This is a genomic window from Streptomyces sp. NBC_01216, from assembly GCF_035994945.1.
GTDB lineage: Bacteria > Actinomycetota > Actinomycetes > Streptomycetales > Streptomycetaceae > Streptomyces.
Window position 1 is genome coordinate 4,465,131 of record NZ_CP108677.1, and the last position, 22,888, is coordinate 4,488,018.

Consider the following 22,888-nt stretch of genomic DNA (forward strand, 5'->3'; position numbering starts at 1 on the left):
GGCGGAGGGCCGCCGCACCGGTTCCGGTGCGGCGGCCCTCCGTGGGTACGGCGCGGTCCGCGGGTGCGTCAGTGCACGCCGCCCATGAGGGCCTGGACCTTCTTGCGGTACATGTAGATCGCGAAGCCCGCCAGGGCGGCCAGTGCCGCCTGCATCGCGATGATCCCGGTGCCGTTGAGGTCCACGCCGGCCAGCGACAGCAGGCCCGTGGTGCAGTCGCCGGCGGTGACGGCGAGGAACCAGACGCCCATCATCTGGGAGGCGTACTTCTGTGGCGCCATCTTCGTCGTGACGGAGAGGCCGACCGGGGAGAGGCACAGCTCGCCGATGGTCTGGATCATGTAGATCGTGACCAGCCACATCGGGGACACCTTGGTGCCGTCGCCCGCCATGTTCATCGGGACGATGAACACGAAGAAGGACGCGCCGATGAGGACCAGACCCATCGCGAACTTCACGATGGTGTTCGGCTCCTGGTTCTTGCGCGCCAGCCACAGCCACAGCCAGGCGAAGACCGGGGCCAGCGCCATCACGAAGAGCGGGTTCAGCGACTGGTACCAGGTGGCCGGGAACCCGAAGCCGAAGACGGTGTCCGCGGTCTTGTCGTCCGCGAACAGCGATAGGGTCGAACCACCCTGGTCGTAGATCATCCAGAAGATGGCGGCGGCGACGAAGAACCAGATGTAGCCGGTCATCTTCGACTGCTCGGTCCGGTCGAGGTCGCGGTCGCGCTTGATGCGGACCAGGACGGCGATCGGGATGACCAGACCGGCGAGGGTGATGGGGACGAGGGCCCAGTTCAGGGTGTACACGCCCAGGGCGACGACGACGCCGTAGAACGCGGCGGCGAGGGCGAAGACCAGGGCGGCCTTGACCAGGACGCCCCTGCGCTCGGCCGGGGAGAGCGGGTTCGGGACGAGGCTGCTCTTCGGGTTCAGGTTCTTCGTGCCGACGAGGAACTGGACGAGGCCCAGGCCCATGCCCAGCGCGGCGAGCGCGAAGCCGAGGTGCCAGTTGACCTTCTCGCCGACGGTGCCGACCACGAAGGGGGCCACGAAGGCGCCGAGGTTGATGCCGACGTAGAAGAGTGTGAAGCCACCGTCACGGCGCGGGTCGTCCGGGCCGTCGTACAGGTGGCCGACCATCGTGGAGATGTTGGCCTTGAGCAGGCCGGAACCGGCGGCGACCAAGGCCAGGCCGACGAAGAACATCGCCTGCCCGGGCAGGGCCAGCGAAGCGTGGCCCGCCATGATCACGAATCCGGCGATGGTGACGGTCTTGCGGGCGCCCCAGACGCGGTCGCCGAACCAGCCGCCCGGCATGGCCATCAGGTAGACCATCGAGACGTACACCGAGTAGATGGCCGTCGCCGTGGCCGCCGTCATGGCGAGGCCGCCGCCCTGGCTGCCCGTGGCGGCGTCCGCGCCGCCGGAGACCAGGTACAGAACGAGAAGGGCACGCATGCCGTAGTAGGAGAAGCGCTCCCACATCTCGGTCATGAAGAGGGTGGCCAGGCCGCGGGGGTGGCCGAAGAACGTCTTCTCGGAACCAGAGGCTCCGGTGGAAGCCGTCGTCAGGCTGGACGCCATGTCGATCCTTGCTCTGTCGGGACGCGCGCTGGGTTGAGCGATGTGCGCCCGGTGGGGGAGGCCGGCACCGGGGGGAGCGTTCGCGTCCCACCGGGATCCACGCCCAGGGAGCGCCGGTACGCGCTTCCGGGACCCGGCCCACAGGTCGTTCGCCGTCGTCGAGAGGGCCGGGGCCCGCCTCGTGCAGAAAAGAGACCCTTGGCGTGTGAAGCGAGCCAAAGGTCCACGATTACCGCTACTGACGTCTCGCCACCATACGGCACGACACCGCATGAAATAAAAGGACTTGAGATATGGATCACAGGTGAAGTTGGAACCAGGGTGCGCTGTTCGAAGGTCATAAGTCGTTCGCAAGCACTGAACCAGAGGGGATGGGGCCGGGGGGGGCGATCATGCCCCGGGGTGTCGCCCGTCCGGACTACCATCACCTCATGACCCGTGTACTGCTGGCCGAGGACGACGCATCCATCTCGGAACCGCTGGCCCGTGCGCTGCGGCGAGAGGGATACGAGGTCGAGGTGCGCGAGGACGGGCCCACCGCCCTCGACGCCGGGCTCCAGGGTGGGGTCGACCTCGTCGTACTGGACCTGGGGCTGCCCGGCATGGACGGCCTGGAGGTCGCCAGGCGGCTGCGTTCCGAGGGCCACGCGGTGCCCATCCTCGTGCTGACGGCCCGCGCCGACGAGGTGGACACGGTGGTCGGCCTGGACGCGGGCGCCGACGACTACGTCACCAAGCCGTTCCGCCTCGCCGAGCTGCTCGCCCGGGTCCGGGCCCTGCTCCGGCGCGGCGCGACCGAGCCGGCCGTGGCGCCCACCACGCACGGCGTCCGTATCGACGTCGAGTCGCACCGCGCCTGGATGGGCGAGGAGGAGCTCCAGCTCACGGCCAAGGAGTTCGACCTGCTCCGCGTCCTCGTGCGCGACGCGGGCCGCGTGGTGACGCGCGACCAGCTGATGCGGGAGGTCTGGGACACCACCTGGTGGTCGTCGACGAAGACGCTCGACATGCACATCTCTTGGCTCCGCAAGAAGCTCGGCGACGACGCGGCGAACCCGCGGTACATCGCCACGGTCCGCGGCGTCGGCTTCCGCTTCGAGAAGAGCTGACCGGCCTCGTAGCCCCCCGGCCGGGAACGGCCTGTCGCGGCCCGGCCCGGCCGCCCGCCGGCGCGTCGTAGGCTCCACGGGTACCGGTACCCCGTACTCCCCGGCCCGGAGGGCAACGTGCGCCGCCGTCTGATCAACTCCACGCTCGCCGTGGTGCTCGTCGTCATCGCCGTGTTCGGGGTGTCCCTCGTCATCGTCGAGACCCGCACCATCTCCGACAGCGCCCAGGAGAGCGTGGACTCCGAGGCACTGCGGCTCGTCTCCATCGTCGACAGCCGGCTGATCGGCGGGGAGCCCGTCAATCCCGACATCCTCGCCGAGCAGATCGACCCCAACCGGTTCGCCGAGATCCTGATCCCCGGCCGCGAGGCCATCGAGATCGGCACCCGGCCCGAGGGAAGCGTCATCCGCTCCTCGGCCGAGGGCGAGCGCGGCGAGACCGTGAACGTCGAGGAGTCCCGGTCCACCGTCACCGCCGAGGTCGGCCGCACCCTGCTGATCATCGGTGCCGTGGCCCTGCTCGCCGTCGTGGCCGCGGTGCTGCTCGCCCTGCGCCAGGCCAACAGGCTGGCGTCCCCGCTCACCGACCTCGCCGAGACCGCCGAACGCCTCGGCTCCGGCGACCCGCGCCCCCGCCACAAGCGCTACGGGGTGCCCGAACTCGACCGGGTCGCGGACGTCCTGGACGCCTCCGCCGAACGGATCGCGCGGATGCTCACCGCCGAGCGCCGACTCGCCGCCGACGCCTCCCACCAGCTCCGCACACCGCTCACGGCCCTCTCGATGCGCCTGGAGGAAGTGGCCCTCTCCGACGACCTCGACACCGTCAAGGAGGAGGCGACGATCGCGCTCACCCAGGTCGAGCGCCTCACGGACGTCGTGGAGCGGCTCCTCACGAACTCCCGCGACCCCCGCACGGGCTCCGCCATCGCCTTCGACCTCGACGAGGTGGTCAAGCAGCAGCTGGAGGAGTGGCGGCCCGCCTACCGCAGCGCGGGTCGGGCCATTGTCCACTCCGGCAAGCAGCGGATGCGGGCCGTCGGCACGCCCGGGGCCGTGGCCCAGGTGCTCGCCGCCCTGATCGAGAACTCGCTCATGCACGGCGGCGGAACCGTCGCCCTGCGCACCCGGGTCACCGGCAACCAGTCCGTCATCGAGGTCACCGACGAGGGGCCCGGCGTCCCGGCCGACCTCGGCGCGCGGATCTTCGAGCGGGCGGTCAGCGGTCGCAGCTCCACGGGCATCGGCCTCGCCGTCGCGCGCGATCTCGCGGAGGCCGACGGCGGGCGGCTCGAACTGCTCCAGCAGCATCCCCCGGTGTTCGCGCTGTTCCTGGGCCGCGAGGTCCACGGCGGCCGGGACGAGCCGGAGCGCCCCGTCCGCTGAGGGCTGTCCCCTGAGGCCGGGTCGCGGCGGAGCCGGCGGCCGACGCCGGGACCCGAGCCTGTCGGGTGTCTTCGGTCGCACGTGTCTTCGGCCGCACGGTCAGAGGCCGCCCAGCAGGCTCTCAGACGCGGTCGGGCTGCCTGCGGGACGCCTGCCGCGGCGCGTGCTCCAGGAACGATTCCGCGGTCTGTACGGCCTCCCGGGCCGGCAGCGTACGGAACACCCAGGTCCGGTAGGACCAGAAGCGGAACAGCGTCGCGACGCCGATACCGAGGAACTTGAAGACGTTGCTCTGCAGCGGCGTGTCCCACCCGAAGCCGTAGGTCGCCGCGTAGAGGATCCCGTTCTGGACGACCAGGCCGATCACACTGAACAGGAAGAAGAGCGACAGCTCCTTGGCCCGGCTGCTCTTGTCCCGGTCCCGGTAGGTGAAGTAGCGGAAGCCGACGTAGTTGAAGGCGATCGCGACGACGGTCGCGATGATGCTCGCCCGGACGACCGGCACCTCCGTCAGATGCCGTACGAGGTTGAACACGCCGAGGTCCACCAGGAGCCCCAAACCACCGACCGCGCCGAACTTGGCGAACTCACGCGTGAGCCGGTCGAGCCGCGCGCGCAGTGCGCTTCGTTCACCCATAGTGATCGTTCAGCCCCGTCCGTTCGGATGTGTCGACCCAGCCATGCTAACCAGCGCCCCTGTCGACTGCCCGAGGACGTGGGATTCCACGGGAAACGGCGGCCCGTCTGTGCCAAAGCACAGGCGGATGGGCCTCCGCGCCTCGTGCGGATACCCTAAGAGGGTGACGTTCCCGGTAGTAGGCATGGTCGGCGGCGGCCAGCTCGCCCGTATGACCCACGAGGCAGGCATCCCCCTCGGCATCAGGTTCAAGCTCCTCAGTGACACCCCGCAGGACTCGGCGGCGCAGGTGGTGAGCGAGGTCGTCGTCGGCGACTATCGCGATCTGGCTACGCTCCGTGAATTCGCGCGTGGCTGCGACGTGATCACCTTCGATCACGAGCACGTCCCGACCGAACACCTGCGGGCCCTGGAGGCGGACGGCATCCCCGTCCGCCCGGGGCCCGACGCGCTGGTGCACGCCCAGGACAAGGGGGTGATGCGCGCCCGGCTCGACGAGATCGGCGTGCCGAGCCCCCGGCACCGCATCGTGGCCGGTCCGGCCGACGCGGCGGCCTTCGCGGAGGAGGTGGGCGGATTCCCGATCATCCTCAAGACCGTGCGCGGCGGCTACGACGGCAAGGGTGTCTGGTTCGTCCGCGCCGAGGAGGACGCCCGGGACCCCTTCCTGGCGGGCGTCCCCGTCCTCGCCGAGGAGAAGGTCGACTTCGCCCGTGAGCTCGCCGCGAACATCGTCCGCTCCCCGCACGGGCAGGCCGTCGCCTACCCGGTCGTCGAGTCCCGGCAGGTGGACGGCGTCTGCGACACCGTCGTCGCGCCCGCGCCCGACCTGTCCGACGAACTGTCGGGCCAGGCCCAGGAGCTGGCCCTGCGGATCGCCGAGGAACTCGACGTCGTCGGCCACCTGGCCGTCGAGCTCTTCGAGACCACCGACGGACGCATCCTCGTGAACGAGCTCGCGATGCGCCCCCACAACTCCGGTCACTGGACGCAGGACGGCGCGATCACCTCGCAGTTCGCCAACCACGTCCGGGCCGTCCTCGACCTCCCCCTGGGCGACCCGCGCCCGCGTGCGCGGTGGACGGTCATGTGCAACGTGCTGGGCGGTGACTACCCCGACATGTACTACGCGTACCTGCACTGCATGGCCCGGGACCCCCAGCTCAAGATCCACATGTACGGCAAGGACGTGAAGCCCGGCCGCAAGGTCGGCCACGTCAACACCTACGGCGACGACCTCGACGACGTGCTGGAGCGCGCCCGTCACGCCGCCGGCTACCTGCGAGGAACGATCACCGAATGAGCAGCAGTCCCGACACCACGCCCGTCGTCGGCATCGTCATGGGTTCGGACTCCGACTGGCCGGTCATGGAGGCCGCGGCGCAGGCCCTCGACGAGTTCGAGATCGCCTACGAGGTCGACGTCGTCTCCGCGCACCGGATGCCGCACGAGATGATCGCCTACGGCGAGCAGGCCGCCGCCCGCGGTCTCAAGGCGATCATCGCGGGCGCGGGAGGCGCCGCCCACCTGCCCGGCATGCTCGCCTCCGTCACCCCGCTCCCGGTGATCGGCGTGCCCGTGCCGCTCAAGTACCTCGACGGCATGGACTCGCTCCTTTCGATCGTGCAGATGCCGGCCGGTGTGCCGGTGGCCACCGTCTCCGTCGGCGGCGCGCGCAACGCGGGCCTGCTCGCGGCCCGCGTCCTGGCCGCGCACGATCCCGGTCTGCTCGACCGGATGCGGGCGTTCCAGCAGGAACTCAACGCCCAGGCGACCGAGAAGGGCAAGCGGCTGCGGGCCAAGGTCGAAGGCGCGGACTCGTTCGGCTTCGCCAAGTGAGCGCGGCGGGCGCGACCGGGACGCGGCCGGCGGCGGAGCGTCTGGCGGAGGCGCTCGACCTGCTCGCCGGGCACCCGGTCGTGGACGGGCACAACGACCTGCCGTGGGCGCTGCGGCAGCAGGCCCGCTACGACCTGGACCGGCTGGACATCGGTGCCGACCAGACCGCGTCGCTCCACACGGACCTCGCCCGGCTGCGGGCCGGCCGGGTGGGTGCCCAGTTCTGGTCGGTCTACGTGCCCTGCGCGCTCACCGGGGACGACGCGGTCAGCGCCACCCTGGAACAGATCGACGCGGTCGACCAACTGCTCGTGAGGTACGCGGCGGACCTGGCCCCGGCACTGACCGCCGACGACATGGAGGCGGCCCGACAGCAGGGCCGTATCGCCTCGCTGAAGGGCGCCGAGGGCGGCCACTCCATCAACGACTCGCTCGCCACCCTGCGGGCCCTGCACGCGCTGGGCGTGCGGTACATGACACTCACCCACAACGACAACACCGCGTGGGCGGACTCGGCGACGGACGAGCCGCGCGCCGGAGGGCTCACCGCCTTCGGGCACGAGGTCGTCCGGGAGATGAACCGTGTCGGCATGCTCGTCGACCTCTCGCACGTCGCCGCCACCACGATGCGGGCCGCGCTCGCCACGTCCGTCGCACCGGTGATCTTCTCGCACTCCTCCGCGCTGGCCGTCTGCGACCACCCGCGGAACATCCCCGACGACGTGCTGGCCCAGCTCCCGGCCAACGGGGGCGTGGCGATGGCGACCTTCGTGCCGAAGTTCGTCCTCCCCGCCGCGGTCGAGTGGACGGCGCGGGCGGACGAGAACATGCGGGCGCACGGGCTGCACCCCCTCGACACCACCCCACGGGCGATGAAGATCCACCGCGCCTTCCAGGAGGAGAACCCACAGCCGGTCGCCACCGTCGCGACGGTCGCCGACCACCTCGACCACATGCGCGAGGTCGCCGGCATCGACCACATCGGCATCGGCGGCGACTACGACGGAACGGCGTTCACCCCGAGCGGCCTCGACGACGTGGCGGGTTATCCGAACCTCGTCGCGGAACTGCTCACGCGCGGCTGGTCGCACGCCGACCTCGCCCGGCTCACGTGGTCGAACGCGGTCCGCGCGCTGCGGGACGCGGAGGCCGTCTCGCGTGATCTGCGGGCCGCGCGAGGCCCGTCGAACGCGACCATCGAAGCGCTGGACGGTCCCGACTCGCCCGAGGGCGACCGGCCCTGACGGTGCGACACGGGAAGGCCCCGCCTCGGCGGGGCCTTCCCGCCGTCCGGGCCGGGTCCCCCGGACGGAGCAATCCGCCGCGACCGGGAAGGACGGCGATGGCACGGTGGAGCGTACCGCCCCGCCGCCCACGGCCGGGCGGTACTGCATCGCCGAATTCGGAGTAACACATGGCAGGTCTGCTCGACGATCCCCACACCCTCTCCGCCGTTCCTGCCGCCGCCGGCGAGACCGACCCCCCTGAACCACCTCCACCACTCGACGAGTCGGCGCGTGCGCGGGCACTGCTCGCGGCGCAGCCGGTGGTCGAGGGGCGCGTGGAGTTCCCGACGGGACTCGACCCCGAGGACTTCCCCCCGGTAAGGGCACCGGAGGCGGGGGCCCAGTTCTGGTCCGTGCACGTCGGCCCCGGGGAGGGCGTGGTGGGCGCCCTGCGCCGGATCGACGCGATCCGCGCGCTGGTGGCCGCCTGCCCCGAGGACCTGCGCCTCGCCCACGGCACCACGGAGATGGCCCAGGCCCTCAACCACGGGCGGGTGGCGGCGCTGCTCGGTCCCGTCAGTGCGAACGCCCTCGGCGGCTCGCTCGCCACGCTCCGGGCCTACCACGCGCTCGGGGTACGGGCGGTGACGCTCACCGGCTTCGACCGCTTCGTCCGGGACGCGGTACGCGAGATGAACCGCCTCGGCCTGGCCGTGGACCTCTCGGGCGCGGCCCCCGACACGGTCCGCGAGGTCCTGGCGGTGGCGAAGGCCCCCGTCCTGATGACCGAGGGCGACCCCGCGTCGCTGCCGGACGAGGTGCTCCGCCTGCTGGGCGGCAACGAAGGCGTCTGCATGGTCCCGGTCGCCGAGGACCCGGCGGCCACGGCCGACGTCCTGGACCGCGTCCACACTCTCGCGGGCTCCCACTCCGTGGGCCTCTCCCACGCGAAGGACCCGGTCGACGGCTACGTCCCGCTCTTCGCGGAACTCCTCCGCCGCGGTTGGCCGGCCCAGGACCTGGTCCTCCTCGCCCACGCGAACACCACGCGGGCCCTGCGCCAGACGGAGTTCCGCTCGCGGGCCACCCGGCTCCGCACCGCCGCCTGACCCGCACGCACCGGGGCCCGCGCTCCGGTGCGGGGTACGCCCCGGGTACCGCGCCGGCACGGCGCCGCACCCGGGGCGTCGTGCCGCCGCGCCGGCGCGTGACCGCCCGGTCAGAGGCCACCCGCCAGGCGCTCAGGCCCGCGGGCGCCCCATGGCCCGGTACAGCCAGCCCGCCTCGCGCCAGCGCTCCGCGTCCAGCGCGTTGCGGCCGTCGAGGATCACCCGCTCGCGCACCGCGGCGCCCAGCTCCGCCGGGTCCAGCTCCTCGCGGAACTCGCGCCACTCCGTCAGGTGCAGCACCGCGTCCGCGCCCCGTACCGCCTCCAGCACCGACCCGGCGTACGCCAGCGTCGGGAACAGCCGGCGCGCGTTGTCCATGCCCTTCGGGTCGTAGACCGTCACCTGGCCGCCCTGGAGATGGATCTGGCCCGCCACGTTCAGCGCCGGCGAGTCCCGTACGTCGTCGGAGTCCGGTTTGAACGTCGCGCCCAGCACCGCCACCCGCTTGCCCAGGAACGAACCGCCGCCCAGCGCCTCGCGCGCCATCTCGACCATCTGGCCGCGCCGCCGCATGTTGATCGAGTCGATCTCGCGCAGGAACGTCAGTGCCTGGTCCGCGCCCAGCTCGCCGGCCCGCGCCATGAAGGCGCGGATGTCCTTCGGTAGACAGCCGCCGCCGAAGCCGATCCCGGCCCGCAGGAACTTGGACCCGATCCGCTCGTCGTAGCCGATCGCCTCCGCCAGCTTCACGACGTCGCCGCCCGCCGCCTCGCACACCTCCGCCATCGCGTTGATGAAGGAGATCTTCGTCGCGAGGAAGGAGTTCGCCGCCGTCTTCACCAGTTCCGCCGTCGGGAAGTCGGTCACCACGAACGGCGAGCCCTCCCCGACCGGCCCCGCGTACACCTCGCGCAGCAGCTTCTCCGCTCGCTCGCCGCGCACACCGACCACCACCCGGTCCGGGTGCAGGGTGTCCCGGACGGCGAAGCCCTCACGCAGGAACTCGGGGTTCCAGGCGAGCTCGACCCCCTCCGGCAGCAGCTTCGCCAGTCGCTCCGCCGAGCCGACCGGAACGGTCGACTTGCCGACGACCAGCGCGCCCGAGCGCGCCACGGTGGCCAGCGAGGCGAAGGCCGCGTCCACGTAGGACATGTCGCAGGCGTACTCGCCGTGCTTCTGCGGAGTGTTCACACAGACGAAGTGGACGTCGCCGAAGGCGCCGACCTCCTCCCAGGAGGTCGTGAAGCGCAGCCGGCCGGTCGAGCCCTCGATCCCCGCCACGTGCCGGGCGAGCAGGTCCTCCAGGCCCGGCTCGTACATCGGCACCCGGCCGGTCGCGAGCATCTCGACCTTCTCGGGCACGACGTCCAGGCCGAGGACCTCGAAGCCCAGTTCCGCCATGGCCGCCGCGTGTGTCGCGCCGAGGTAGCCGGTGCCGATCACGGTGATCTTGAGGGCCATGCGGGACTCCATGTGCGTACGGGCGGGAAAATGCCTGCCCGAGCATAGTCGGGCCCGGTGGGCGGGGCTCCGGCCGTGTCGGGAACACCCTCGCCCGGGGCCGCGCCCGGTTCCCCTCCCCGGAGCGGCCGACGGGCCCCCGCCGTCGAGGCGGGGGCCCGGTCCCGCGGCCCCGGGTGTCCGGGGCGGCGGTGCTCAGCGGTCCGAGGTGACGGTGACCTTCTCGTCGTTCTGGATCTGCCGCACGAGCTCCTTCACCTTCGGCATGTCCCACTTCAGGGAACCCTGCGGCGCCGTACCCGCGAGCGGCATGTTCATCGACGTGCCGTCGCCGCCGCTGATGCCCTTCATCGCGAAGAACATCCTGCCGAGGTCGTACAGCGACATGTCCTTGTCCACGATCAGGGTGTCCAGGCCCGCGCCCAGCGTCGGGTAGAGCGTGAACGGGTCGAGGATGGTGCCGGGCGTCGCCGCCTGGTTGGCGAGCGTCGAGAGGAACTTCTGCTGGTTCTTCGTCCGGGCCAGGTCCGACTCCGCGAAGGCGTACCGGGTACGGACGAAGGCCAGGGCCTGCTCTCCGTCGAGGGTCTGCTTGCCGGCCTTGAAGTCGGCGCCGGAGTTCTTGTCCTTGAAGCCCTTCTCGATGTCCATCTCCACGCCGCCGAGCGCGTCCACGATGTTCGCGAAACCGGCGAAGCCGATCTCGGCGTAGTGGTCGATGCGCAGCCCGGTGTTGAACTCGACCGTGCGGACCAGCAGTTCGGCGCCGTCCATCGCGTAGGCGGCGTTCAGCTTGGTCGCGCCGCGGGCCGGGTACTTCTTGCCGGACTCCGAGCCGACGAAGGAGGGGATGGTGACCCAGGAGTCGCGGGGGAGGGAGACCATCGTGTTGCCGCTGCCGCACGCCGCGAGGATCATCATCGAGTCGGTCCGCTTGCCCTCCGCGGAGCCGGTGTGCAGCTTCTTCTTGTCCTCGGCGGACAGCCCCTCACGGCTGTCCGAGCCGACGATCAGGTATGTCGTGCAGTCGCCCTCGGACGGCCGCTCGATGACCTTCGCGAGGTCGACCTCGTTGCGCATCCGGGAGGCGGCCCAGGCGTAGGTGCCGATGCTCCACCCGAGCAGCGCCACCACCAGCACGATGGAGCCGATCTTGATCCGGCGACGCCAGTCGGGCGCCGGACGGCCCGGCTGGGGCGCCGGGTGGCCGGGGCCGGCCGGGGGCTGCTGCTGGCCGCCGCCGTAGCCGCGCTGGCCGTAGACCTGCCCCGTGTTGTAGCCGGAGCCGTACCCCTGGCCCGGGGCCTGCCCGGGCACCCGGCCGTGGCCGTCGTCGTACACGGGAGGCTGCTGCGGTTGCTGAGGGACCTGCGGGCGCTGCACATGACGCATCACGCGGGCCCCCTCGGGCTCGCTGCTTCCGCCGTAGCCGCGGTCGCGATCGTTGCTCCGCCCATCGGGCCAGTCATTCATGCGGTCCAGTGTGCAGTTCGGTGCCGGAGCCCCGACAGGGGTGGTGGGGTATCGGGTCGAGGCCGTTGCGAAGCTGATGCAAAGGGGACCGTGCCGGTACCCGTCACGGAGGGCGCGGGCAACCCGGCATAAGGTGGAGGCCATGACAGATCAGGGCGATATTCCGGGCAAGCCCACCTCCGCGTCGCGCACCACTCTCAGCCACATCATGACGAGCCACGACACCAACCTGCTGGGCACGGTCCACGGTGGCGTGATCATGAAGCTGGTCGACGACGCGGCGGGGGCCGTCGCCGGACGCCATTCGGGCGGCCCGGCCGTCACCGCCTCCATGGACGAGATGGTGTTCCTGGAGCCGGTGAGGGTCGGCGACCTGCTCCATGTGAAGGCCCAGGTCAACTGGACCGGCCGGTCTTCCATGGAGGTCGGTGTCCGGGTCATGGCCGAGCGCTGGAACGAGTCCACTCCGGCACAGCAGGTCGGGTCCGCCTATCTGGTGTTCGCGGCGGTCGACGCGGACGGCAAGCCGCGCGCGGTCCCGCCGGTGGTCCCCGAGACCGACCGCGACCGGCGCCGCTACCAGGAGGCCCAGATCCGCCGCACCCACCGGCTGGCCCGCCGGCGCGCGATCAAGGAGCTGCGGGAGCGCCGCGCGGCGGAGGGCTACGAGCACTGACCGCCCGGTACGGGCACGGACGGCAGCCGGTTCGGACACCGAGGTCCGCCGCCACGAGCGCCCAGGCCCACGGGCCCGGCCGGACGGCGGCCGGGCAGCCGCCCGCCTCCTACGGACACACCACCTGGTCCCCGGTCACCGCCTCGAAGCGGCCCGAGGGCTTCTCCTCGGCCCGGACCGGAGTCACCCCCCGGTAGTCCGTGCCCGCCGTCACCCTCAGCGTCGCGCCGCGTCCCTTCACCGCCCGTAGCTCCGCTCCCGGCAGTGCCGCCGCCAGTGACTTCGCCGACCGGTCCCAGCGCGGGTCGTACTCCACCCGCGTGCGGGTGACCTCCGGCCCGTCGCCGGTGCGCGGCGCGCGGGTGGTGTCGAAGCCCGTCGCCCGCAGCGCGTCGTCCACCCTGCCGCCCAGGCCGTCCGTCCGTGTGCCGTTGTACACCTGCACACGGATCGTCTTCGGGGCCACCTCGACCGTGACCGTCTCGGGCTTCCCGGCCGCCTTGGCGTCGGCCTTCGGCTCGGCCAGCGGCCTGTCCTCACGCAGGGCCTCGAAGAGCCGCTGTGCCCTGGGCGCGTCCCATTTGACGGTCGAGCCGATGCCCTTGACCGGGAAGCTCATGTCACCGACCGGTACGGAGACGAACTCCGACGACGCGGGGGTGAACCCCCGCATCGCCTTGGCGAGGGCCAGCATCTGCTGTGTACCGAAGCCGCGGTCGGCGCGCACCGAACCGAGCATCGTGGTGGCGACCTCGCGGAACCGCACGGGATTGAGCAGGACCCCGCTGCTCGTCGTCCGGTGGATCAGCGCCGCGAGGAAGCGCTGCTGGCGCTGCATCCGGGCGATGTCCGCCGCCCCGTCGACATGGCGTGAGCGCACGTACTGGAGGGCCTGCCCGCCGTTCAGGTCGTGGGAGCCGGCCGCGAGGTCGAGCCCGGTGTACGGGTCCTTCATGGGGCGGGTCGTGCAGATCCGTACCCCGCCGACGGCGTCGACGGTCTTCATGAAGCTGGTGAAGTCGACCTCCAGATAATGGTCGATCTTGACCCCCGTCATCCCCTCGACGGTCCGCACGGTCAGGCCCGGCCCGCCCTCCGCGTAGGCGGCGTTCAGTTTCACCGGGTGCGCGTGGTGGCGTTTGCCGGTGGTCCCGTCGACGTGTTCGGGCAGCTCGGCGTAGGAGTCGCGGGGGAGGCTCACCACGCTCGCCCGTTCCCGGTCCTCGGAGATGTGCACCAGCATCACGGTGTCGGTGCAGTGACAGGGCGCCCCGCCGAGCCGGTAGGCGCGCCGCTGCTCCGGAGTGATCTTGTCGCGCCCGTCGGTGCCCACCACCAGGACGTTCATGCCGTGCCCGGCCCGCGGCCGGTTCTTCATGTCCCGGAAGGGGTCGACCCGGTCGATCCCGGTGTCCAGGCCGGTCACCAGGGCGTGCCCGAGTCCGCCGGCCCCGAGGACCAGGACGGACAGGGTCGTCGCCATCCGCAGGCCCCACCGTGGCCGGGCGGCCCGTCTCGCGCGGCGGGCCGGTGCGGGACGCGTCGCCACCGGTCGGGGACGGCGCGGTCGGGGCGGTGGGGGCACCGGGGGACACCTCCGCGGGTGTGACGAGGGGACCGTGAGCACGGTAGGCCCATACGATCAGCGCCAGCGCGCACCGGACCCCGCGGCGCGCGAAGCTGTCCCCCGTTCGCGGTAACGTGGCGCGCGTACCGCTGTCCCCTGGGGGCCACCCCCGGACCCCGAGGAAGTCATGACCGCCTCCCTGCCGCCCGTCTCCGTGATCATGCCGGTCCTCAACGAGGAGAGGCACCTGCGCGACTCGGTCCGCCACATCCTGGAACAGGATTACGCGGGCGAGATGGAGGTGGTGGTCGCGCTCGGACCGTCCACGGACCGTACCGACGAGATCGCCGCGGCACTCGTCCGCGAGGACCCGCGCGTCCACACCGTGCCGAATCCCACGGGCCGCACGCCCGCCGCCCTCAACGCGGCGATCAAGGCGTCCCGTCACCCGATCGTGGTACGCGTCGACGGGCACGGCATGCTCTCGCCGGACTACATCGCCACGGCGGTCCGTCTCCTGGAGGAGACCGGCGCGCAGAACGTCGGCGGCATCATGCACGCCGAGGGGGAGAACGCCTGGGAGGACGCGGTCGCCGCCGCGATGACCTCGAAGGTCGGCGTCGGCAACGCGGCGTTCCACACGGGGGGCGCGGCGGGCCCGGCCGAGACCGTGTACCTCGGCGTCTTCCGGCGCGAGGCGCTGGAGCGGCAGGGCGGCTACAACGAGGAGTTCATCCGCGCCCAGGACTGGGAGCTGAACTTCCGGATACGCGAGGCGGGCGGGCTGATCTGGTTCTCGCCGGAGCTTCGGGTCCAGTACCGGCCGCGCCCGAGCGTGCGCGCGCTGGCCAGGCAGTACAAGGACTACGGCCGTTGGCGCCACGTGGTGGCCCGCTACCACCAGGGCTCGATCAACCTCCGTTACCTGGCCCCGCCGGCGGCCGTCTGCGTGATCGCGGCCGGCCTGGTGGTCGGTGCGGCCGTCACCCCACTCGGTTTCGTGATCCCGGCGGGCTACCTCGCGGCGATCACGGCGGGCTCGGTCCCGGCGGGCCGGGGCCTTTCCCCGAAGGCCCGCCTCCGTATCCCGGTGGCCCTGGCGACCATGCACATGTCCTGGGGCTACGGCTTCCTGACGAGCCCACGCTCGCTGGCGAGGAAGGTCATCGCGAGCAAGCGGCCGGCGGTGCGGGAACCGCGGGTCTGAGGCGGGCCCCGCGGGCGGGGCGGCCTGCGGGGGCGGGGGCCTTCCGGTCCCGCCCCCGCCGCCGCGCCGTCACCCGGGGCCCGGCCCCGGACAGCGAGCGGGGGACGTCAGCTCTTCCCGTCCCACTTGTAGACGGAGTAGATGTCCATGCAGTCCGTCTTGTCGGCCGCCCCGTCCGGGAGGTCGCCCGCTGTCGTCTTCGGCTTCTTGTAGGTGGCGCCCTCGCGCCAGTCCGCCCCGACGACGAGCGTCAGGCCCTCGGCCCTCTCGTCGGCCCGGACCGTCGCGTCGGGCAGTCCCAGCGCCTTGGCGATGGACAGGGCGTCCGACTTCCCCTGGTCGCCGTCCGCCTTCGGGTACTTGATCACCGTGTCCTTGCGGGGATCGGCGGTCCGCACGGACTCGGCCCGGGAGAAGCCCTTGTCCTGGAGGGTCCGCGCGAGGCTGCCGGCCCGGCCTTCCACGGACGGCTCGCCGTTGCCGTTCGTGCCGTTGACGACACTGATGGCGAGGGTGTCCGGCGCCTGGGCGGGCACCTTCGGCTGGGCCGGCGCGGACGGCTTGGCGTCGGCCGGATCACCGTTCTTGTCGAAGGCGACGTCCTCGCGGAGCATGGTCCAGATCTTCTCGGCGGACGACGGGATCAGTTGAAGCCACGCCGCCGGGTTGGGCGGATACTCCGACGTCGGGACCGTCGCCGTGGTGAGCCGGTCGAGCTTCACGTTCTTGAGCTGCATCGACAGGTCGAAGAGCTTCGCGACGGTGCTGATCTCCTCGGAGACCTGGACCGACTTCGTGGCGGTCTCGGCCAGGCCCATCAGACGACCGGTGTCGCTCCAGGCGCTCTGCTCCTGAAGCTTCTTCATCATGCCGTTCATGTACATGTGCTGGGCCTTGGCGCGGTTCTGGTCGCTGCCGAAGGCGTGCCGGGTGCGCAGCCACTGGAGGGCCTGCTTGCCCTTGATGTCGTGCTCGCCGGCGGTGAGCTTCAGCCCGGAGCCGCCCTTCTGCTGCGGGGTCGACCTGTCGTAGACGCCGTCCTTCACGCAGACCGTGACACCGCCGACCTCGTCCGCCATCGCGACCACACCGGCGAAGTCGATCATCATCCAGTGGTCGATGTAGACGCCGGTGAGACTCTCCCAGGTGGTCAGGGTGCAGCCGGGACCACCGCGCTGCAGGGTCTCGTTGATCGGCCGGCTGGTGGTGGCGGCGAAGTTCTCGCCGCTCTCGGGGTCGCTGCACTTCGGGATCGGGACGACCGTGTCACGGGGTATCGAGATGATCGAGGCGTTCTTCCGGTCCGCGGAGATGTGCAGCAGCATCTGCACATCGGCGAGCCCCTTGCGCTCGCGCTCGTCCTTGCCGCCGCCGAGCGCGACGTTCCTGGCGTCGGCACGGCTGTCGGAGCCGATCAGCAGGATGTTGAGCGGGGTGTCGCCGAGGGCGTTGGGCGCCGCCTTCTTCACGCCGCTCTCGCCGCCGCTGCGCCCGCCGCTGCGAATGTTGCCGTTGAGGTGCTCGTAGTAGAGGTATCCGGCGCCGGCCGTGCCGAGTACCAGCAGGGACACGGTCGCGGCGACCCACCGGAGTATCTTGCGTTTACCCCGTTTCCTGGCACGTCGGCGCGGGCCTCTGCGGCGATGGCCCCGGCCCCCGCCGCCCTCGCCGCCCGAGGGCGCGGAATCCTTCGTACCGTCCGCGGTGCGGGTGCCGACAGCGGCCCCCTCGCCGCCGTCGGTGTACAACTCCTCGTCCCAGCCCAGTTCTCGGGCGTGCGGAACGCGCTCACGCGTCCCCTCCCTGCGCACGCTGCTCTGTCCCACCCCAGGTCCCCTCATCGGTCAGGAGCGTCCCGAGACCCGGCGTATACGGGTCACTGGGCGCACACCGTCTTGTCGGCTTCCACCTTTTCGATGTCCGGCGCCTTCGCCGGACCGGTGATGGGCACCCCCGCGCCCTTGAAATCCGCACCGAGGACCAGCGACATCGGCTCGCGCTCCCCGGCGTCCTCCGTGCCCTGCTTGAGCGCCGTGGCCGGCAGCCCCATCAGGTCCGCCAGCTTGCGTGCCTGGTCGGCCTGGTTCGGTGCGTAGGTGAGCGTCGTCCTGGCCAGCTTCTCGGGCGCGTTGGCCTTGTTGCTGGACCGGGTGACGCCCTGGTCGTTCTGGAGCCATTCGATCGTCTTCTGCGCCGCGCCCTGGAGGGAGCTGCCGTTGTAGACGTCGACGCGGACGTCGACGGCCTCGGCGCGCGGTCCCTGCAGCAGCTTCGCCTCGGCCTGCGCCTGGGCGTTCTTGGTGTCCTGCTGCTGCTTCTTCACCTCGGTGAAGGAGACGTCGTTCTTGACCATCTCGAAGACCTGCGGGGCCTTGACCGGATCGAGGACGACGGTGGCCCTCCGGTTCGGCGGCTCGTCCGGGTTGTCGATCACCGGAACGGTCATGAAACTGATGTTCTTCAGGTCGATCTTGCCGAGTTCCTTGGCGAGCGAGGTGAGCTTCAGCGCGCTGCCTATCCCGCTGTCCACGGTGAGCGCCTTGGTCGCCGCGTCGGCGACCGCGTACAGCTTCGTCGGGCTGTCCAGCGTCTCTTCCTTGAGCTGCCGGATCATGGACGCCAGGAACTGCTGCTGCATCTTGATCCGGTCCAGGTCGCTCTCGTTGCCGAGGCCGTGGCGGTTGCGGAGGAAGGCGAGCGCCTCCTCACCCTGGATCCGGTGCTCTCCCTTGCTGAGGTTGAGCTTGGAGTAGGACTTGTCGTTGATGGGCTTGTTCAGGCAGACCTTCACGCCGTCGACGGCGGTCGACAGCGTCTTGACGGCGTTGAAGTCGACCATCATGAAGTGGTTGATCTCCACGCCGCCGGTGAGCGCCTTGACGGTGCGCATCGTGCAGCCCGGGTCGCGGCCGTTCACGCCGAAGGACTCGTTGAACTTGGTGGTCGTCGCGGACCCGGGGATGACCTTCGTCGATCCGTCCGGCTGCTTCGTGGGGCAGTCCGGAATCCTGATCTTGAGGTCCCGGGGGATGCTCACCGCCGTCGCGTTGGTGCGGTCCTCCGAGACATGGAAGAGCAGCGTCGTGTCGGCGTGCCCGGTGACGTTGTCCTTGTTGCCGTAGCTCTCGTTGCCCTCACCGGTGCGGATGTCGTTGCCGATGATGAGGATGTTGAGGGGCCCGTCCAGCGACGGGTCGCCGGCGGCGTCGCCGACGTCGACCGTCTTCAGGTTGCCGTCGAAGTGGTTGTACAGGGCGTAGGCGGCGGTGGCACCGGCCACCAGGACGACGGCCATCGAGCCGCCCGTCCACAGCAGCACCTTCTTCTTGCGGCCGGCCTTGGACCGGGCCGGCTTGCCCCGGCGGCGGCCGGGCGAGGGCGGTCCGCCGGCCGGCTCCGGGGCGCGGCGGCGTCGCTGCCCGGGGACAGGCGACTCGGTGGAGGTCCCGCCCCGCTCGCCGGTCCGGCCGGGCTCGGTCGCACGGCCCTGCCCGTCGGCGTGGCCGGCCCGGACACCCCGCCCCTGGCCGGAGGTTCTCTGGCCGGGAGGGGTGGCGCTGCGGGGGCGGGGCGATGACGTCGACTGCTCACCGGAGTGGTTCAGTCGCAGTTCGTAGTTGCCGGTCTGCGGGTTGAGGACCCACTGGTCGGCGGGGTCGATCTCGTCCGCCCGTCCACGGCTGTGCGCGTCCACGGTTACTCGAATCCTCCGTCGGTGCCACGCGAGGCGCCTCCCCCGTCGGGCGCTCGGTCCTTCGATCCGTTCAGTGCGTGAGCGCGGGGGCGCAGCACCGGATCGCGTCACAGTATCCGCCCAGTTCAGCGTGGAGCGACGTGCGTGACAAATTCCACGCTCCTTACACCTGGGCAATTTGCCCAAACCCCATGTGGAGCCGCCCTCCCCTTGGACTGCGCTTTACTCACCCCCCTCTAGGAGCACACTCCCTCGGCCGCGTTCCGCCCCGAGAAGGTCGGTGTCGGCGAGGGCGTGGCCGTCCCCGCGGACGACGGCGCGGTGGTCTTCTCGCTCGGCGGGGTCACCGCCACCGGCTCGTCCCGCCGTAGCTGATCGAAGAGTTGACTTGCGGCGGGTTGTACGAGTTCGTCACGGTTCGGGTCATATCGGTAGGAACGTCGCGGCACGGTCAGGAACTGCACCTTCTCCGTCGGCACGCTCCGCATGGTGCGGGCCAGGTCGTACAGGTCCCGCAGCGAGTCGAGCCCGGGGTCCGTCGTGATCGACTTGGTCGCCGCGTCCAGGACCGGGTAGAGCCGGGCCGGGTTGAGCAGCACGCCGTTGCTCTGCATCTTGTTGACCAGCGCCCCCAGGAACTGCTGCTGCCGGTCCATGCGTTCCGTGTCGCTGCCGTTGCCGAGCGACTTGCGGGCCCGGACGAAGCCCAGCGCCTGCTCGCCGTCGAGCGTCTGCGGTCCGGCCGGCAACTTCAGGTGGGCGTCGGCGTCGTCGATCGGTTCCTTGAGGCAGATCCGCACCCCGTCCACCGCGTCCACCATCTTCTTGAAGCCCCGGAAGTCGATCACCATGTGGTGATCGATCCGGATCTTGGTCATCCGCTCCACGGTGCGGATCGTGCAGGCCGTGCCGCCGAACTCGTACGCCCAGTTGAACTGCGCGAACTGCTCCCGGGTGCGGGTGCCGTCCGACCTGCGGCAGCTGGGCAGCTCCGTCATCAGGTCGCGCGGGATGGAGACGGCGGTGACGCCGGAGCGGCCCGCCGCGATGTGCAGCAGGATCGTGGTGTCGGAGCGCTGCGTGCCCTCGTCCTGCCCGTACTTGCCGTTCCCGGCGCCCGCCCGGGTGTCGGAACCGATGAGCAGGATGTTCTGGGCGGCGGTGGCGACGGCGGTCGGGCGTTCGCTCTCGTACCGGCGCAGCTCGTCCGCGGCCGTGGTGTCGGTGGTGATGTTGCCGTCGAGTTTGCGGTAGAACCACCATCCGACGCCGGCCGCGGCGAGAACCACGACCGAGACACCGAGCGCCGTCCAGCGCAGCCAGTGACGCGTGCGGCCCGGGACCCCCTCCGGGGTCCCGGTACCGGTCCCTCCGTCGGTGCTGGGCGTCTCGTCCTCGCCCGGTCCGTCCGGTGCGGGGGGCGTGCCAGCACTGTCCGTCACGTCTGGGTCCATCCTTCATGGCGTCGGCGGCGCGCCGGGCCGCCGGTCGCAGTGGTAGACGGCTGAACCAGACGCTTGGTTGTGCGGAGGACGATTCCTCCAGCCGATCATGTACCGCGGACGCCACGCGGACCCGGGGGCTCGGCGAGTCGCTGCGCCGAACGGGTGGACCTCCGACGCACCGTCACATCGCCGTCACCTCAGGGTCGAGGTGACGCGCTCGCTCTCCACCCGCTTGTCGAGCTCCCCGGGGGCCAGCCGGTCCAGGTTCCGGCACAGGACCACGGAGGCGCCGGCGGCCAGCGGCGCGTAGAGCCCGGCGGAGACGCCCTCCCATCCGCCGAAAGGGCGCCCCGAGAGCAGCCGCGACCCGGGCGCGAGACCGAGCGCCCCGGCGTCCGCGCGGGCCCGCTCGACGAGCTGGGCACCCGTCAGTTCCGCACCGCCGGCCAGGAGGGCCGGAGCGGAGGCGTCCACCGGGACGAAGGGGGCGAACCGGTCGCCCTGGCTCGGTACCTCGACGGCGTAGTCCGCGTACCCCGCGGGCGGGGCGGGGAAGCGGCGGCCGAGCGGGGCCAGGGAGAGCGCGATCCGCTCTCCCCGGCAGACCCGTCCCGCGTCCAGGGAGTCGGGGCCGGAGACGACGAGATCGGCGTCCGCCGGATCGCCGCCGAGTTCGGCGGTCACGCCGACGGAGGAACAGGCGATCAGCCAGACCGCGGTCTGCCAGTGCGCCGGCAGCAGCAGCGCGAGCCGGTCGCCGGGGGAGGCGGACAGTTCGCCCTGGAGCAGATTGGCGGTCTTGGCCACCCAATTGGCGAAGGTGGCGACGGACAATTCCACACGCTCACCGGTGGCGTCGTCGTAGAAGGTGATGAAGGGGCGGGCGGGGTCCGCGGCGAGCGCGGATCGCAGCAGGTCGGCGGGGGTGCGGTCGCTGGCGTTCACGCGGGCAAGGGTACGCGGACGGGTGGCCGCGCGACCGCCGTACCGGTGACGACGTCCTCCGGTCGGCCGACGGGTCGTCAGTTGCCCTGCCCTGCCCCGCCGCGCGAAACCCCCCGCGGCTGCGGACGATCGCCTCATGCGTGCCTACCTCTCTTCCTCGATCGCCGTCACCTGCGCGGCGGCCCTCGCCCTGCCCCTGTCCCTCGCCACTCCGGCCGCGGCGCAGTCGCTCGGCCGGCCCGCCGCGCCGGTCGCGCTGAGCGCCGGGGCGGAACCGCGGCTCGCCGGGTCCACCCAGTCCCTTCCGCTCGGCCCCGTGGCCGGAGGTGAACGGGCCCTCGGCGCGACCGGGGCCGGCCCGGTCCAGGGCCTGACCCGACGGGACGTCAGACCCTTCTCGCTCGTCGGGGTCGTCTGGGACGACGCCCGGAAGGCGCTGCACGGCACGGTCCAGGTCCGCACCCGGGCCGCCGGGAGCGGAGTCTGGTCGGACTGGCGGGCTCTGGAGACGCACGACGACGAGCACGGGGCCGACCCCGGTACGGCCGAGGACGCGGCGAGCGGCTCCCGCGGGGCCACCGCGCCGCTGTGGGTCGGACATTCGGACGGCGTCGAGATCCGGGTCTCGCCTGAGCGGTCCGGGGAGGAGGCGGACGGCCCGGCACCCGTCGCGGCGGACCGCGCCACGCGGGCGGCGACGCTGCCGGACGGGATGCGCCTCGAACTCGTCGACCCCGGCCCCGAGCCGGAAGGCCCGCGGGCCCGCGCGGCCACGGCGTCCACCGCCGCGGAGGCCGTCGCCGCCGAGGGCGGCACCGGCCTCGCCCCGGCCGGCGCGGCGGAGCTCCCCGCCCTGTCGCGGGCCGCGACGCGGGCGTCCCTGGCCGGCGCCGCGGCGGCGAAGCCGTACATCGGGCCCCGGCCGAGGATCGTCACCCGCAAGGGCTGGGGGGCCGACGAGCGGCTGCGCGCGCGGAGCTTCGTCTACACCAAGTCGGTCAAGGCGGCGTTCGTCCATCACACCGTCACCGGCAACCGCTACACCTGCAAGCAGGCGCCGTCCATCCTGCGCGGCATCTACCGGTACCACGTGAAGAGCCTGCGCTGGCGGGACTTCGGCTACAACTTCGCCGTCGACAAGTGCGGAAACATCTACGAGGGCCGCGCGGGCGGTGTGACCCGGGCCGTGCTCGGCGCCCACACCCGCGGGTTCAACACCAACAGCATGGGCATCGCGGTCCTCGGCACCTACGGGTCGGCCACTCCGCCGGCCGCCGTGGTGAACGCCGTGGCGCGTCTGACGGCGTGGAAGCTGGGCCTGTACGGAGTCAACCCGAAGGGGACCACGTCCCTCGTCTCCGGCGGCGGAAACCGCTACAAGAAGGGCAGGAAGGTCACGTTCCGCACCATCGCCGGTCACCGCGACGGCTATGCCACGGAGTGTCCGGGCAAGCGTCTCTACGGCAAGCTCGGCACCGCCCGCTCGACCTCCGCGAAGTACCAGGGCCGTAGGTGAGGGAACCGG

18 protein-coding genes are annotated in these 22,888 nt (G+C 71.6%); 9 read left to right on the forward strand and 9 right to left on the reverse strand.

Annotation, left to right across the window (positions count from 1 at the left end; all coding sequences use genetic code 11):
- Window positions 1-68: 68 nt before the first annotated feature.
- A complete protein-coding gene (locus tag OG393_RS19880; RefSeq protein WP_327376019.1) occupies window positions 69-1,589 on the reverse strand; it encodes a peptide MFS transporter in 1,521 nt (506 codons plus the stop codon).
- A gap of 431 nt (window positions 1,590-2,020) precedes the next feature.
- On the opposite strand from OG393_RS19880, the gene OG393_RS19885 reads away from it, so the two are divergent.
- Window positions 2,021-2,698 carry a response regulator transcription factor gene (locus OG393_RS19885; RefSeq protein ID WP_327376020.1) on the forward strand — a complete coding sequence of 226 codons (678 nt, stop codon included), beginning with the start codon at window positions 2,021-2,023 and terminating at the stop codon, window positions 2,696-2,698.
- 117 nt (window positions 2,699-2,815) lie between these two features.
- Window positions 2,816-4,084: an ATP-binding protein gene (locus OG393_RS19890; RefSeq protein ID WP_327376021.1), complete on the forward strand. Its 1,269-nt coding sequence runs from the start codon at window positions 2,816-2,818 to the stop codon at window positions 4,082-4,084.
- 121 nt (window positions 4,085-4,205) lie between these two features.
- On the opposite strand, the gene OG393_RS19895 is transcribed toward OG393_RS19890, so the two are convergent.
- Window positions 4,206-4,721: a GtrA family protein gene (locus tag OG393_RS19895; protein ID WP_327376022.1), complete on the reverse strand. Its 516-nt coding sequence runs from the start codon at window positions 4,719-4,721 to the stop codon at window positions 4,206-4,208.
- Between the two features lie 163 nt (window positions 4,722-4,884).
- On the opposite strand from OG393_RS19895, the gene OG393_RS19900 reads away from it, so the two are divergent.
- From OG393_RS19900 to OG393_RS19915, 4 genes are all read left to right on the forward strand, one after another.
- A complete protein-coding gene (locus OG393_RS19900; protein ID WP_327376023.1) occupies window positions 4,885-6,024 on the forward strand; it encodes a 5-(carboxyamino)imidazole ribonucleotide synthase in 1,140 nt (379 codons plus the stop codon).
- On the forward strand, window positions 6,021-6,560 hold the full coding sequence (gene purE, locus OG393_RS19905; RefSeq protein WP_327376024.1) for a 5-(carboxyamino)imidazole ribonucleotide mutase: 540 nt from the start codon (window positions 6,021-6,023) through the stop codon (window positions 6,558-6,560). The genes OG393_RS19900 and purE overlap by 4 nt, the downstream gene beginning before the upstream one ends.
- A complete protein-coding gene (locus OG393_RS19910; RefSeq protein ID WP_327376025.1) occupies window positions 6,557-7,804 on the forward strand; it encodes a dipeptidase in 1,248 nt (415 codons plus the stop codon). Before purE ends, OG393_RS19910 begins: the two co-directional genes overlap by 4 nt.
- Window positions 7,805-7,974: 170 nt before the next feature.
- Entirely contained in the window at window positions 7,975-8,895 is a 921-nt protein-coding gene (locus OG393_RS19915; RefSeq protein WP_327376026.1) for a membrane dipeptidase, read from the forward strand.
- 132 nt (window positions 8,896-9,027) lie between these two features.
- Here OG393_RS19915 and OG393_RS19920 read toward each other — a convergent pair whose 3' ends face one another.
- A complete protein-coding gene (locus OG393_RS19920; protein ID WP_327376027.1) occupies window positions 9,028-10,356 on the reverse strand; it encodes a UDP-glucose dehydrogenase family protein in 1,329 nt (442 codons plus the stop codon).
- Between the two features lie 195 nt (window positions 10,357-10,551).
- The gene (locus tag OG393_RS19925; protein ID WP_327376028.1) at window positions 10,552-11,829 is read right to left on the reverse strand and encodes an LCP family protein; all 1,278 of its coding nucleotides are present in this window, start codon (window positions 11,827-11,829) and stop codon (window positions 10,552-10,554) included.
- Window positions 11,830-11,971: 142 nt separating this feature from the next.
- Between OG393_RS19925 and OG393_RS19930 the strand changes: the two genes are divergently transcribed.
- Window positions 11,972-12,505, forward strand: coding sequence for an acyl-CoA thioesterase (locus tag OG393_RS19930; protein ID WP_327376029.1), 534 nt, complete (start codon window positions 11,972-11,974; stop codon window positions 12,503-12,505).
- A 109-nt stretch (window positions 12,506-12,614) separates the two neighbouring features.
- Here OG393_RS19930 and OG393_RS19935 read toward each other — a convergent pair whose 3' ends face one another.
- On the reverse strand, window positions 12,615-14,090 hold the full coding sequence (locus tag OG393_RS19935; RefSeq protein WP_442817333.1) for an LCP family protein: 1,476 nt from the start codon (window positions 14,088-14,090) through the stop codon (window positions 12,615-12,617).
- Window positions 14,091-14,259: 169 nt separating this feature from the next.
- Here OG393_RS19935 and OG393_RS19940 point away from each other — a divergent pair, with 169 nt between their 5' ends.
- Window positions 14,260-15,279, forward strand: a complete 1,020-nt coding sequence (locus OG393_RS19940; RefSeq protein ID WP_327376030.1) for a glycosyltransferase family 2 protein — start codon at window positions 14,260-14,262, stop codon at window positions 15,277-15,279.
- A 107-nt stretch (window positions 15,280-15,386) separates the two neighbouring features.
- On the opposite strand, the gene OG393_RS19945 is transcribed toward OG393_RS19940, so the two are convergent.
- From OG393_RS19945 to OG393_RS19960, 4 genes are all read right to left on the reverse strand, one after another.
- On the reverse strand, window positions 15,387-17,105 hold the full coding sequence (locus OG393_RS19945) for an LCP family protein (RefSeq protein ID WP_327376031.1): 1,719 nt from the start codon (window positions 17,103-17,105) through the stop codon (window positions 15,387-15,389).
- Between the two features lie 50 nt (window positions 17,106-17,155).
- Complete coding sequence (locus tag OG393_RS19950) at window positions 17,156-18,973, reverse strand: LCP family protein (protein ID WP_327376032.1); 1,818 nt, start codon at window positions 18,971-18,973, stop codon at window positions 17,156-17,158.
- Window positions 18,974-19,209: 236 nt separating this feature from the next.
- Window positions 19,210-20,415 (reverse strand): LCP family protein, encoded by a 1,206-nt coding sequence (locus OG393_RS19955; RefSeq protein ID WP_442817334.1) that lies wholly within the window; start codon window positions 20,413-20,415, stop codon window positions 19,210-19,212.
- Window positions 20,416-20,610: 195 nt separating this feature from the next.
- A complete protein-coding gene (locus tag OG393_RS19960; RefSeq protein WP_327376034.1) occupies window positions 20,611-21,363 on the reverse strand; it encodes a TIGR03089 family protein in 753 nt (250 codons plus the stop codon).
- A gap of 136 nt (window positions 21,364-21,499) precedes the next feature.
- Here OG393_RS19960 and OG393_RS19965 point away from each other — a divergent pair, with 136 nt between their 5' ends.
- Window positions 21,500-22,879: a peptidoglycan recognition protein family protein gene (locus tag OG393_RS19965; RefSeq protein ID WP_327376035.1), complete on the forward strand. Its 1,380-nt coding sequence runs from the start codon at window positions 21,500-21,502 to the stop codon at window positions 22,877-22,879.
- The last annotated feature ends 9 nt before the right edge of the window (window positions 22,880-22,888 follow it).